At 62.9% G+C, this 13,314-nt stretch carries 10 protein-coding genes; 5 read left to right on the top strand and 5 right to left on the bottom strand.

Translation table 11 applies throughout. The annotated features are described in order from the left end of the window. Positions 1-107: 107 nt before the first annotated feature. The 5 genes from AAZQ98_RS01865 to aqpZ all read left to right on the top strand — a co-directional run bounded on the left by AAZQ98_RS01865 (position 108) and on the right by aqpZ (position 7,209). Positions 108-758 (top strand): 4a-hydroxytetrahydrobiopterin dehydratase, encoded by a 651-nt coding sequence (locus AAZQ98_RS01865; RefSeq protein ID WP_434689381.1) that lies wholly within the window; start codon positions 108-110, stop codon positions 756-758. Positions 759-900: 142 nt separating this feature from the next. Beyond that, on the top strand, positions 901-2,151 hold the full coding sequence (locus AAZQ98_RS01860) for a M20 family metallopeptidase (RefSeq protein ID WP_434689379.1): 1,251 nt from the start codon (positions 901-903) through the stop codon (positions 2,149-2,151). A 256-nt stretch (positions 2,152-2,407) separates the two neighbouring features. Further along, on the top strand, positions 2,408-4,141 hold the full coding sequence (locus AAZQ98_RS01855) for an ABC transporter ATP-binding protein (RefSeq protein ID WP_434689377.1): 1,734 nt from the start codon (positions 2,408-2,410) through the stop codon (positions 4,139-4,141). Continuing rightward, positions 4,142-6,232: an ABC transporter ATP-binding protein gene (locus AAZQ98_RS01850; RefSeq protein WP_434689375.1), complete on the top strand. Its 2,091-nt coding sequence runs from the start codon at positions 4,142-4,144 to the stop codon at positions 6,230-6,232. A gap of 212 nt (positions 6,233-6,444) precedes the next feature. Beyond that, positions 6,445-7,209 carry an aquaporin Z gene (gene aqpZ / locus AAZQ98_RS01845; protein ID WP_434689373.1) on the top strand — a complete coding sequence of 255 codons (765 nt, stop codon included), beginning with the start codon at positions 6,445-6,447 and terminating at the stop codon, positions 7,207-7,209. Positions 7,210-7,516: 307 nt separating this feature from the next. Here aqpZ and AAZQ98_RS01840 read toward each other — a convergent pair whose 3' ends face one another. The 5 genes from AAZQ98_RS01840 to AAZQ98_RS01820 form a co-directional block, all read right to left on the bottom strand. Beyond that, positions 7,517-8,551 (bottom strand): lysylphosphatidylglycerol synthase domain-containing protein, encoded by a 1,035-nt coding sequence (locus AAZQ98_RS01840; protein ID WP_434689372.1) that lies wholly within the window; start codon positions 8,549-8,551, stop codon positions 7,517-7,519. Between the two features lie 61 nt (positions 8,552-8,612). Further along, positions 8,613-8,876: a hypothetical protein gene (locus AAZQ98_RS01835; RefSeq protein WP_434689370.1), complete on the bottom strand. Its 264-nt coding sequence runs from the start codon at positions 8,874-8,876 to the stop codon at positions 8,613-8,615. Positions 8,877-8,906: 30 nt separating this feature from the next. Further along, on the bottom strand, positions 8,907-10,526 hold the full coding sequence (locus tag AAZQ98_RS01830; protein ID WP_434689368.1) for an MFS transporter: 1,620 nt from the start codon (positions 10,524-10,526) through the stop codon (positions 8,907-8,909). Beyond that, positions 10,519-11,529, bottom strand: coding sequence for a glutaminase A (gene glsA, locus AAZQ98_RS01825; RefSeq protein ID WP_434689367.1), 1,011 nt, complete (start codon positions 11,527-11,529; stop codon positions 10,519-10,521). Before glsA ends, AAZQ98_RS01830 begins: the two co-directional genes overlap by 8 nt. A gap of 42 nt (positions 11,530-11,571) precedes the next feature. Beyond that, positions 11,572-12,882, bottom strand: a complete 1,311-nt coding sequence (locus tag AAZQ98_RS01820; RefSeq protein WP_434689365.1) for an amidohydrolase family protein — start codon at positions 12,880-12,882, stop codon at positions 11,572-11,574. Between the last annotated feature and the right edge of the window lie 432 nt (positions 12,883-13,314).

The raw sequence follows: 13,314 nt of genomic DNA, 5'->3' as shown, positions 1-13,314 counted from the left end.
CGGCATCCAGTTCGCAGCGGCTGGCGCTGGCGCCAACCTGTGCGTTGCGGCCGACCGCTTGAGCCGGCCCGGAAGTGGTGCCACAGTTGCACCAGGAGGAGGAGATCATGACCGTAAACGACCGCATTGAAAGCACCGAATTGGCCTCTCGGCTGGAGGCTCTGCCGCAGTGGCGCAAGCTGGCCGGGAAGCTCTGCACCGTGTACGAGGCCAAGAGCTCGGCAGAGGCCATTGAATTGTTCAGCGACATCGCTGGCGCAGCGCAGATGGCCAACCACCATCCTGATGTGGACTGGCGCTACAACCTCTTGTTCGTTTCGACCGTGTCCCACGATGCCGGGGGCGACATCACCGAAAGGGACCTCGCGCTGGCCTCCGAAATCTCGCAGCGGGCCGCCGCCTTGCATGCCAAAGCGCGCCTGGATTTGATCAAGGTGGTGGAAATCGGCATCGACACCGACGACGCCCAAGCCATAACCGGGGATTGGGCCACTGGCCTGGGCTACCGCGAGCAGCCCGACGGCAGCCTCGCCGATCCTGCGGGCAGGTTGCCGGCCATCTGGTTCCAGCACACCCCGACGCCTCATCCCTCACGGCTGCATCTGGATGTGTGGGTTCCCCACACCGAAAGCGCTGCCGTGCTTTCGCAGCTGGAGAGCCAAGGTGCGGTGCTCGATGAGCGCAGCGCTCCGGGTTTCACCATAGCCAGCGACCACCAGGGCAACCGCTTCTGCATCTGCACCGAGCAGGACCGCTAGCGGCCTTGGCCTGAGCCGGCCATTGCTCCCGTTGCAATCGGCCGGAATCTGGACTGTCCTGCCGGCCAGGGGATAGATTGACAGCGGATAAGCCAGCGGGGCCTCTGGGGGCTCGGATGCTGGGCGCGATGGAAGGAAGCCAATGGGCACCGCACAGGAAATCACCGCCTCGATCTCGCAGCAGCTGCCCTGGCAGGCCGAGCTCTATAAGCATTTCCACCGGCACCCGGAACTGGGCCTGGCCGAGCATGAGACCTCGGCGCGAATCTGCGAGGAACTGGAGGATCTGGGCTATGAAACCTGCCTGATCGGCGGTACCGGAATCGTCGGAATCCTGCGCAATGGCGAGGGGCCTGCGGTACTGGCCCGGGCCGACATGGATGCCCTGCCGGTCGCCGAGGACACCGGGCTGGAATATTCCTCCACGGTCCCCGGTGCCATGCACGCCTGCGGCCATGACATGCACATGGCCACCTTGCTGGGAGCGGCCAAGTTCCTGGCCGGGAACCGCGAGCGCTGGTCCGGCACCTATCTGGCGTTGTTCCAGCCAGCCGAGGAAACCGCCGCAGGGGCCAAGGCCATGGTGGCCGACGGGCTGGTGGAGAGGATCCCGAAGCCCGATGTGGCGCTGGCCCAGCACGTGATGCCCGTCGAAGCGGGGAAGATCGGCACCACCGCGGGACCGATCCTTTCCGCCGGCGACAGCCTGCGCATCACCGTCTACGGGCGCGGGGCGCACGGTTCGATGCCGCATAATTCGGTGGACCCGGTGGTTATGGCTTCGTCCATCGTGCTCAAGCTGCAGACCATTGTTTCGCGTGAAACCCGGCCCGGGCAATTCGCCGTATTGACCGTCGGCGCGTTGAATGCCGGCAGCGCCGCGAACATCATCCCGGACCGGGCCCAGCTGCTGCTGAACATCCGCACCTATGATCTCCAGCTGCGCCAGCACGTCATCGACTCCATCCAGCGCATCGTGCGCGGCGAATGCGCCGCGGCCGGCTCGCCGCGGGAACCGGACTTCGAGTTCTACGACCAGTTCCCGCTGACCAGCAACGACGCGGGGGCCAACGACCGGATCACCAAGGCTTTCGAAGCCCACTTCGACCAGGGCCAGGTCTACCAGGCCGAACCGGCCACCGCCTCGGAGGACTTCAGCATCATCCCCGATGCCTTCGGCATCCCGTACGCCTACTGGACGGTGGGCTGCGCGGATCCGGACGCCTACCGGGCGGCGGTCGCCGAGGGCACCGTTGCCTCGAAGATCCCGGCGAACCACTCGCCATTCTTCGCCCCGGTGATCCATCCGACCCTGGAAACCGGAACCCGCGCCCAGGTGGTGGCCGCCTTGGCCTATCTGGGCCGCGGGGCACAGGACCAGGCAGAACGATGATGTCCACCGCAAGTGGAGCTGGCGGCAAGTAACCAGCACCTGTCCTGCCGGTAAATACACGGTTTATGATTGACGCCACCATGCCCGGGATCCTGCGGGAATGCGGGTGTCTGCCAGTGATTGATAAAAATCAATCGCAAGGATGATTCAAAGTGTCCAAGGCGAGCGCTAGACTGGCAATCGCTCTTCAATCACGCTGCCCTTAATCCGAAGGTCAAGCATGCCGGAGAGCTTGATGCCAGCGAGGATTTTCCACATGCTTCTCAAGCTCATCTTGAAACACTCCAAGCCGTACACGGGGTGGATCATTGCAGTAGTCATATTGCAGCTGGCCACCACCATGGCCACACTTTATCTCCCTAGCCTGAACGCCAGGATCATCGATGTCGGCGTGGTCACTGCCGATATCGGTTATATCTGGCGTACCGGCGGACTGATGCTGGTGGTGGCCCTCATCCAGGTAGCCACCGCGGTGGCCGCCGTCTACTTCGGGGCCAAGACCTCCATGAGCGTGGGCCGCGACATCCGCCAGTCGGTCTTCGAGAAGGTCTCGACCTTCTCGGCACAGGACGTCAACAAATTCGGCGCCGCCACCTTGATCACCCGCGGCACCAACGACGTGCAGCAGATCCAGATGCTCACCTTGATGGCGTTGAACTTCATGATCACCGCGCCGATCATGTCCATCGGCGGCGTGATCATGGCGATCCGCGAAGATCCCGGACTGTCCTGGCTCGTCTGGGTTTCGGTACCGCTGGTGCTCATTGTCGTGGGCCTGCTGGTCATCAAGCTCATGCCGCTGTTCCGCGATATGCAGACCCGCATCGACGGGATCAACGGCGTGCTGCGCGAGCAGATCACCGGCATCCGCGTGGTGCGCGCCTTCGTGCGCGAAGAGCATGAGACGCAGCGCTATGCCGACGCCAACCAGAAGCTGACCGACCTCGGTGTCAAGGTCGGCAACCTGTTCGTGCTGATGTTCCCGGCGATCACCATGATCCTGCACCTGTCCACCGCCGCCGTGCTGTGGTTCGGCGGGCACCGGGTGGATAACAACCAGGTGGAGGTCGGCGCGCTGACCGCCTTCCTGCAGTACCTGCTGCAGATCCTGATGGCGGTCATGATGGGTACCTTCATGGCCATGATGATTCCCCGTGCCATGGTCTCGGCCGACCGCATCTCCGAGGTGCTCGACAGCGAGCCGAGCATGCTCGATGCCGCCGAACGGCAGATCGCGCTGCCCACCCCAGGCACCGTGGAATTCAAGAACGTCAGCTTCGGATACCCCGGAGCCGAGGCGCCGGTGCTCAACGATATCTCCTTCACCGCCAAGCCGGGGCAGACCACTGCCATCATCGGCTCCACCGGTGCGGGCAAGACCACCTTGCTGAACCTGATCCCGCGGCTCTACGACGCCACCGAAGGCGAAATCCTGATCGGCGGGGTGCCGCTGAGGGAACTGGGACGCGACACCATTTCGCGGAACATCTCCGCGGTGCCGCAGCGCCCCTACTTGTTCTCCGGGACCATCGCCAGCAACCTGCGCTTCGGCGCACAGGACGCTACCGAAGATGACCTGTGGGATGCGCTGAGGGTGGCCCAGGCCGACGGTTTCGTCGCCGAACGCGAAGGCCAGCTGGATTCGAAGATCTCCCAGGGCGGCACCAACGTGTCCGGCGGCCAGCGCCAGCGCCTGTGCATTGCCCGGGCCTTGGCCGCGAAGCCGAGCACCTACCTGTTCGATGATTCCTTCTCGGCACTGGATGTGAACACCGATGCCAGGCTGCGTGCGGCCCTGGCCGAACCGACCAAGGACGCCGCGGTGATCATCGTGGCCCAGCGCGTATCGACCATTACCGGTGCGGACCAGATCCTGGTTCTGGACCATGGCGAAATCGTGGCCCGGGGAACCCACGAGCAACTGCTCGAAACCTCGGAAACCTATCAGGAAATCGTGGCATCCCAGCTGAGCGTGGAGGAGGTGGCCTAAATGGCGAAGAAGCAGAAGAATATCGATCCGGAGCAGCTCGAAAGCGAGCTTGCGGACGTCAACGAATTCGATGCCGCGGCGGGAGCCGACGACTGGAGCGGCGGCGCCCCGGTGCGCAAGGCCGAGCATTTCTGGCCATCGGCCAAGCGCCTGGTCGGGCTGATGTCCCCGTACAAGCTGGGCATGGTCCTGGTGTTCGCGCTGATCACCGTGTACGTGGTGCTCTCGGTGATCGCACCGCGGATCCTGGGCAAGGCCATGGACGTGATCTTCGCCGGGCTGATCGGCAAGAACATCCCGGCCGGCACGCCCGCGGAGCTGGTGATCCAGCAGCTGCGCGACTCCGGGCAGGGAACCCAGGCCGACATGCTCTCCAAGGTGGACTTCGTCCCCGGGCAGGGCATCGACTTCACCCAGCTTTCGCAGTACATCCTGATCGTGCTCTCCATGTACTTCGTCGCCTCGCTCTTCTCGTGGGCCTCGGGCTGGCTGCTGAACAAGCTGGTCATGCGCGTGGTCTACAACCTGCGCAAGGACGTAGAGGACAAGATCAACAAGCTGCCGCTGAACTACTTCGACACGCGCCAGCGCGGCGATCTGCTCTCGCGCGTGACCAACGACGTGGACAACATCCAGAATGCGCTGCAGCAGGCGCTGAGCCAGCTGGTCTCCTCGGCCATGACCGTTATCGGCATCGTGATCATGATGTTCGTGGTCTCCTGGCAGATGGCGCTGATCGCGCTGGTGGCCCTGCCGCTGTCGGCAGCTGCCGCGGGCATCATCGGCACCCGGGCGCAGAAGCTGTTCACCGCGCAGTGGAAGAACACCGGCGCGCTGAACGGGCAGATCGAGGAATCCTTCTCCGGCCACGAGCTGATGAAGGTCTTCGGCCGCGAAGCGGACATGGTGGACCGCTTCACCGCCCGCAACGAGGAACTGTACAAGGCCAGCTTCGGCGCCCAGTTCGTCTCGGGCATGATCATGCCGGTGATGAACTTCGTGTCCTATCTGGCCTACGTGGGCATCGCCGTGGTGGGCGGGCTGCGCGTGGCTTCGGGCACGATGAGCTTGGGCGACGCGACCGCGTTCATCCAGTACAGCCGCGAGTTCACCCAGCCGCTGGGCCAGATTGCCGGCGTGGCGAACATGCTGCAGTCCGGCGTGGCTTCGGCTGAACGCACCTTCGAGCTGCTGGACGCCGAGGAACAGGAACCGGACGACGCGCAGGACAGCCTTCCTGCCCGCGCCGACGGGCATGTCTCCTTCAAGAATGTGTCCTTCTCCTACAGCCCTGACAAGCCGCTGATTGAGGACCTGTCCTTCGACGCGGATCCGGGGCACACGGTGGCGATTGTCGGGCCGACTGGCGCGGGCAAGACCACGCTGGTGAACCTGGTGATGCGCTTCTACGAGCTGAATTCCGGGAAGATCATGCTTGATAACCGCGATATCACCGATCTTTCCCGCGCCGACCTGCGCTCGAAGGTGGGCATGGTGCTGCAGGACGCATGGCTCTTTGGCGGAAGCATCATGGAGAACATCCGCTACGGCCGGCTGGATGCCACCGATGAGGAAGTGATCGCGGCCGCGAAGGCGACCTTCGTGGACCGTTTCGTGCGCGCGCTGCCCGATGGCTACGACACCATCATCGACGAGGAAGGCACCAACGTGTCGGCCGGCGAAAAGCAGCTGATCACCATCGCCCGCGCGTTCGTGGCCAACCCGTCGCTGCTGATCCTGGACGAGGCGACAAGCTCGGTGGATACCCGTACCGAATTGCTGGTGCAGCAGGCGATGGCCGCGCTGCGCAGCGACCGCACCAGCTTCGTGATTGCCCACCGGCTGTCCACGATCCGCGATGCGGACACCATCTTGGTGATGGAGTCCGGCCGGATCGTGGAGCAGGGCAACCACGAGCACCTGCTGGGGACCCAAGGCGCCTACTACCGGCTGTACCAGTCGCAGTTCGCCGGCCCGGCCGAGGACGTGGATGCGAATCCGGATACGGCTGCGGTGCCCGCGGTAACCGGCGGAATTCCGCTGGCTGAGACGCCGGAGGCCGAGGCCACGGACGGCAACGCCGTGAGCTAGTGCGATTGCACTGCAAGAACAATGCCGCTGCATGGGGATTTCCCGATGCAGCGGCATTGCTGTCTTCCGGAACAACTCCCTGATTTACCGTTCCGACAAGCAAACAGAAAGAAGAACACGAGACAATAAATGGTAAAAGCCTTTCCGATGAGCTGTTGAAGCCACTACGCTTGCCTTGAAATCGCATAATTCATTGAGGATAAGGAAAAAGCATGTCAGATGCAGCTGTGCCAACTGTTGGCGCAAAACTATCGGCAGAATTCTTGGGCACATTCGTGCTGGTCTTCGGTGGCTGTGGTTCAGCGATCTTCGCGGCCAAGGTCATTGCAGATGAAGCCGTGAACATGGGCATCGGATTCCTGGGCGTAGCTCTGGCTTTCGGTCTTACCGTGCTGATCATGGCGTACGCGGTAGGGCATATCTCCGGCGGCCATTTCAACCCTGCCGTCACCCTGGGTACCGCCTTTGCCGGGCGCACCCCGTGGAAGGATGTCCTCCCGTACATCGCCACGCAGATCATCGCTGCTTCCGTGGCGGGCGCCGTGCTGTTCTGGATCGCTTCGGGCAAGGACGGATTCAATGCCGTCGAATCCGGTTTCGCTTCCAATGGCTATGGCGAGCGATCACCAGATGGCTATTCGCTGGTTGCGGCCCTGGTCGCAGAGATCGTCTTGACTGCGATCTTCCTGTACGTGATCCTCGGTTCCACCGACAGGCGCGCACCGCAGGGCTTCGCGCCGATCGCTATCGGCCTGTCATTGACCCTGATCCACCTGGTGTCCATTCCCATCACCAATACTTCGGTTAACCCAGCGCGTTCCCTGGGCGTTGCATGGTTCGCCGGTCCGGAAGCCCTGGGCCAGGTATGGCTGTTTATCCTGGCACCGATTATCGGTGCGGCCATTGCCGGTGTCAGCTACAAGGTGCTCTTCCCGGCCTTCGTGGACAAGGCTCGCGAGGGTTTCGACAAGAACTAGCCATCCTCCTCCGATTTCCCGGGAACTGCAGTTCCAGTACCGGGGAATCCGGCGGGTCTTGTCGACGGACGGACCCGCCTATAGCAATGGCAATGCCGCAGCATCAGTTCCCTGGTGCTGCGGCATTGCTGTTTCCAAGAGCGCGTCCGGCCAGCCTTGCGCCATGCCAACCGGCACTTGAGCGATGATGCGCGGCAGCTGCTCAGCCTGCCGATTTCCGGAGATCGTCCACAGTGCAGCGGGCATCAACGCGTGCCGCATCACCGGGCAAAGCCGCGCAGCAGCACCCGGCCGTGCCCGCGATAGCCTATGGGCTATGCGGCAAGGATTGCCTGCCGGGGCGTACGGTTCTCTTCCACATGGCACTAGCTGCCACACCGAGCAGCAGCGGTCCGGCGACGTTGAACACCCGCCAGATGATGAGGGCCGCCAGCACCGGCTCCTGCACGGCGTCCGTCCCGGCGGCCTCGATGCACGCAACCGAAATGGCCACGTCCACCACGCCCATCCCGGACATCGGGAAGGCAGTCAGCGGGAACGCAAACAGGAACGCGACGGCGATATCCATCATGGACAGGGCCCCTGAATCCAGGCCCACGAAGCGGATCGCCAGCAAGAGCAGCAATCCGTCGAGGAACACCATGACGAATGAAACCGCCACAGATCTGGGGAACGCATAGCTGAAGCGCGTGGAGAGCTCGCGCTGGAAGTCCAGGCATTTCTGCCCCCAGCTGGCAGGGCTGATGCTGCGCTTGAAGCGGCAGGCGAACCTGCCGCAACTTTCGCCCAAGGCCTTCGCCGCGGTATCCGAACGGGTGATGACCAGCACCACGGCGATGAGCACTGCGGCGATCAGCAAGCTGATGGCATCCAGCCAGCGGAATCCGAGGGCCCGTCCGGTGGCTAGCACCAGGGCGAAGCCGAAGAGCGGCGCGGCGAAACGAACGATGAAGAACGTCAGGGCATTCATCGTGGTGCCGGCAATGGCCACCGGGGTACTGATGCCCCACGAAGAGAACATCGCCACACGCAGTGCCATATCGCTGGGCGGCGGAGCAAAAGCGGTCAGCATCGTGGCCGCCAGGTCATTGATCGTCGCCCGGTAAAGCGAGATGCCCTCGATGTAGTAGGACAGCGGGGCGGCATTGGCCACCTGCCGAGCCACCAGAACGGCCAAGAGAATCAGCAGGTGCCACCAGGACAGCTGGCCCAGGGCGCCGCCAACGGATTCCCAGTCCATCGAGCGCATCATGCGCACGATGGCGATCGTGGCCGCCAATCCCAAGGCAAAGAGCACGCCGCGGCGCAGCCAAGCTTTCAGCGTCGAATTCCAGGCGACCATGCGGTTGCCACCTTTCGCAGGAGACGGCCCGCCGTACTACGGCGCGGCGGGCCGATGAGCATCAGTTGCCAAGCTGCCAGGCCAAAGCCTTGGACTTCAGGATGGCATATTCTTCGGCGGTGATGTAGCGGATATGGGAAACAGCGCCGTTCCAGGAACGCTGCAGCTGGGCGTCCTGGCCCTCGGCCATTCCCCGGCCGCGGCCGACCACGCAGCGCCATACGGTCAAGAACGGGACGATGAACAGAAACAGCAGCCCGAGGGCCCTGAACCAGCCGTCGAACTTTCCGTCACCGATGAATTCGGCGATGAACGCGAAGACCACTCGTATCAGCCAGGACAGGTTCAGGAAAGGCTACTCGGACGGATCGGGGATCTCGTCTGGTCGGTAGCGCGGCAACCGGGAAGCTGGAAGGGCGGCGACCGCACTGAGGCCGGCCAGGATCAGGAAGCCCAGGCGCAGGGTACGCAGGCGCTCCTCCTCGTTCAGCTCCACAGCCGCGGCGATCTGCTCGTCGGTGGCGGTGGTTCCGGCCAGCACGTTGGCCAATTCGTCATTGCTGACGAAGTTCACGTTGTCCAGGGAAACCTGGGCTACGAGTTCCCCGGGCAATTCCGGGTGCTCTTTGACCGAGGTGGTGACTCCTGCCGTAAGCACAGTGACCAGCACGGCGCCCATCACGGCGGTGCCCATGGCGGAAGCAAGGTTCTGCGTTGTGCCGCGCAACGAACCGACGTCGCCGGCCAGCTTCTTGGGCACGGCCGTAACCAGCACGTTGAAGACCACGGTCACCAGGGCGCCCTGGCCAATGCCGAAGACGATCAGGCCGATGATGGTCGGCAGGGTCTCCCAGTTGTTCGTCACCACGAAAGACAGCCAGATCAGCGCCGCGGTGGTCAACGCGAAGGAGAACAGTGCAATAGCGCGCGGGGAGAAGCGGCGGTAGAAGCGCACGATCAGCGTGGCGGTGATGAACACCGTCAGGTTGAACGGCATCATGGCCAGCGACGTGTCGAACGGGGTGCGTCCCTGGACGACCTGGATGTAGGTCGGCACGGTGAAGTTCACCGCGGCTTCCATGGCCACGATGATGAACATCGCGTACACCGCCGAGCGCTCGGTCGGGTTGTTGAGCACGCGCAGATCCACCAGCGGTTCGCGGCCAGCGCGCATGCGTGCGCGGGTGCGCATGAAGAATAATTGGCCGAAGACCACGCCGAGCACCACGAAGAGCGGTGCCGGGGAGAGGCTGCCCAGCGAGAACGGCGCCGCATCCTTCGCGGCCAGGACGCCCCAGGTGTTGAGGTTGTTGAAGCCCAAGGTCAGTAGCACAATGGCCGCACCGATCAGCGCCGAGGCCACCAGATCGATCTTGACGCCCGGGTTGCCCTTATCTGAACGCAGCTTGAAGCTGAGGATGAAGACCAGGACGGCCAGGCCCAAGGTCACCAGGAACACCGGACGCCAGCCGACCAGGGTGCCCAGAGTACCGCCGATCAGGAAGGCGCTGACACCGGAGAAAGCACGGGCGGAACCCAGCGAACCGACCGCGGTAGCCTGTTGTTCGCCACGGTAGTTCTCGGCAATGAGCGCTACCAGCGCCGGAACGATGATGGCCGCACAGGCGCCTGCCACTACCTGGCCGCCGATGGCCCAGCCCACGGTGGGGGAGAAGATCATCATCAAGCTGGAGATGGCAAAGAGCGCCACCACGGTCCGGAAGATCAGCACCCAGCCGACGCGCGCACCGAGCTTGGCACCGGTCATCACCAGGGCGGCCACAGCCAGGCCGTAGACCACGATGGTGGAGCTGGCGGTGGTCGGCGGAACGCCGAAGTCCTCGACAATTCCGCCTAGCGAGATCGGCAGCGCGGCGACGTTGAAGGACATCAGCACCTGGGCGAGGAAGAGCCCTACCATGGGTGCCCAGGAGCGCTTCACCTCGGGAGCTGTGGTGGTATTCGGATTAGACATGGGTGCCTTTCACATGGGCGGAGGAAGCGAAGAGATTAAGGCCAAGAGCCTTGGACAGGTAGGCGCAGACGCGCTGGCTGCGCACCGAATTGCCGGCTCGATCCAGCGGAGGGGAATACAAGCCGAGCGCGCCTTTGCCTGGCGAGATGGCCACCATGCCTCCGGCTACCCCGGACTTCGCCGGCAATCCGATCTCGAAGAGCCATTCGCCGCTGCGTTCGTACAAGCCGCAGGAGGCCATGAGGGCCAGCGTATCCCGGGCGGTTTCAGCCCCGATGACCTTCTGTCCGGTCACCGGATTGACGCCTCCGTCAGCCAGCGTTGCACCCATGATCGCCAGATCGTGCGCGGTCACCGACAGCGAGCACTGGCGGGTATAGATGTCCACGACCTCAAGCGGGTCGATCGTGATGCGCCCGTAGCTCTCCAGCAGTCTTGCAATGGCCTTGTTGCGGGTGTTGGTGGCCATCTCCGAACGGTATACCTCGCCGTCCAGTTCAAGCTGGCGTCCGGCAAATGCCGAGAGCCCCGAGCGGATGTTCTCCCACTGCTCCGCCGGTGAGCCGCCGGCCATCAGCGCGGTGGTGGCCAGCGCTCCCGCATTGACCATGGAGTTCATGGGGCTGCCGTCGTTCAATTCCAGGGCCATGACCGAATTGAATGGCAACCCGGTGTTATTCACCCCAATACGCTCGTGCATTCGCTCGTGCCCGAGGGCTTCGCAGACAAGAGCGAAGACAAAGGCCTTGGAAATGGACTGGATGGAGAACTTCAACTCGGTATCCCCCGCGGCGTAGTGCCCGCCGAACACATCGATCATGCTGATGCCGAACCAGGCCGGGTCTGCTTGTGCAAGGACCGGAATGTAGTCGGCTACGTCGCCATCGGCATGGTCTGCGTAACGGGCGTGCGCTGCATCGATGACCTGTTTTACGCGCTCCTTGGTGGGAAGGTCGCCGGTGAAGGAATGCTGGGGGACATCTTGGACGTCGGCCTCGAACATGCGGGTCCTCTCGTAGGGTGAATGCGGTGCGTGGTGGGGCTGCTAGAGCGAGTCGAGGATCTGGTCGACTTCCGGGAAGCGTTTCACCGATGGGTTCTCGATCAGTTGTCCCCGGGCCGAGACCATGACCGGATGCTCCAAGGTGCGCAGGTTCTCCAGCGGGTTCTCCCGGACCACGACGAAGTCTGCTTCCAGGCCCGGCTCCAGCGCTCCAGTGGTTTGCTCCAGTCCGAGAATCCGTGCATTGGCTCCTGTGGCCGAATGCAGCACTTGGGCCGGGGTGAGGCCGGCATAGCGCACCGCGTAGTCCATTTCCCGCCAGGCGCCGTAGTGGGTGACGTACGTCAGTGCCGAATCGGTGCCGAAGCCGAGGCTGATCCCGTTTTCCACCGCGGAGCTGATTCCGGAAAGCATTTCTTCCCAAACCAATTCGGCGTTGGCACGCACAATGCGGTTGATGCCGGTGACCGAAGGGTCCAAGGTGACCAGGGGAAGGCAGGCGGTGATGGTGGGAACCAGCGCGCTGGTGCCGTGGAGCGAGTTCGGATTGTCGAGGAACAACTCGATCATTTCCTGGGTCATCGAGGCCCCGTGCTCGATGGTGTCCACGCCGGCTCGCAAGGCCCGAGTGATGCCCTCGGCGCTTTGGGCATGGGCAGCGACCAGCACGCCGGCGTTATGCGCTTCTTCGCAGATGGCACGCATTTCTTCCACGGTCATCTGCGGACGTCCGGCTTCGCCGATGGCTCGTGCATCAGTCACCCCGCCGGTGGCGGCAATCTTGATTGCGGTGGTTCCCTTGCGCAGATTCAGGCGCACGTTCTTCCGGGCATCCCACGGATTGTCGGAGACCAAAGCGATCTGCGGAGCGCCGTGTCCGCCCGAGACTGCCAGCAATGGTCCTGCCGGGATCAGCCGTGGGCCGGGATACTTCCCCGCAGAAATTGCGTCGCGGGCACGCACCACTTCATAGCGCACGTCGCCAAGAGATCGGATGGTGGTCACGCCGCTGTGAAGTTGGGTCTGCACGTTCGTTCTGGTCCGGCGGTCCAGAATGAGCTTTCCGACCGGAGAATGCAGAACTGCGAGCAGTGCCGCTTCGGCAGTTTCGCTGGTCAAATATGACGGCATGCGACGTCCGTCGGCGAACAGATGGGCGTGGGCGTTAATCAGGCCCGGAAGTACGAACCGGCCGGTGCCGTCGATGATGCGGTATCCCTCAGGGATGGCGGCGCCCGCACCCGCTGACTCGATGATTCCCTGGGAATTGACGACGAGGTTGGCATCCCGGATGACAGATCTTGTTCCATCGGCTCTAACAAGATCAACGTGTTGCAGGGCAAATGGAAGCAAGATTCGTTCCGATCGGATAGTTTCAGGTCAGGTGATTTCCAATCTATAGCAAGTGGCGGAAATATCGGATGTTTTTCATTTGACGTCGGCTTGTTTTATCCCCTTGCAGAACCCAAGACCCTGTGTCGAAGGGCTGTCATGATCGGTTCTCGAGACCACATGGCCTGAAGATGGAGATAGACACGGTGAAGCTGGAGTTTCACATTATTCGCCTAGACGATTAGTTTCGCGACGATCCGTACTTCACACAGCCCTCTGTGCAGTCCACAATGCACTCGGCATTCCATACGATGCGTCTGTTGTCCCAGGCCAATAGCTCCGATCACATAACGTGGTATGCCAGAGTCGAACCCCAGAAGATCAGGCTTTCATATTGCCCAGGCCGCTTGGTTTGATGTCCGTCGGCTAGATGGAGAGCGCAACGGCACCTGG

It is taken from the genome of Glutamicibacter sp. Je.9.36 (assembly GCF_051129975.1).
Classification (GTDB): domain Bacteria; phylum Actinomycetota; class Actinomycetes; order Actinomycetales; family Micrococcaceae; genus Glutamicibacter.
This window is presented reverse-complemented; position numbering and strand designations above follow the sequence as displayed.

Coding starts and splice junctions, on each gene's coding strand:
- AAZQ98_RS01865 (WP_434689381.1), top strand. CDS start 108: ATGACCGTAAACGACCGCATTGAAAGCACCGAATTGGCCTCTCGGCTG.
- AAZQ98_RS01840 (WP_434689372.1), bottom strand. CDS start 8,551: ATGGTCGCCTGGAATTCGACGCTGAAAGCTTGGCTGCGCCGCGGCGTG.
- aqpZ (WP_434689373.1), top strand. CDS start 6,445: ATGTCAGATGCAGCTGTGCCAACTGTTGGCGCAAAACTATCGGCAGAA.
- AAZQ98_RS01850 (WP_434689375.1), top strand. CDS start 4,142: ATGGCGAAGAAGCAGAAGAATATCGATCCGGAGCAGCTCGAAAGCGAG.
- AAZQ98_RS01830 (WP_434689368.1), bottom strand. CDS start 10,526: ATGTCTAATCCGAATACCACCACAGCTCCCGAGGTGAAGCGCTCCTGG.
- AAZQ98_RS01855 (WP_434689377.1), top strand. CDS start 2,408: ATGCTTCTCAAGCTCATCTTGAAACACTCCAAGCCGTACACGGGGTGG.
- AAZQ98_RS01860 (WP_434689379.1), top strand. CDS start 901: ATGGGCACCGCACAGGAAATCACCGCCTCGATCTCGCAGCAGCTGCCC.
- glsA (WP_434689367.1), bottom strand. CDS start 11,529: ATGTTCGAGGCCGACGTCCAAGATGTCCCCCAGCATTCCTTCACCGGC.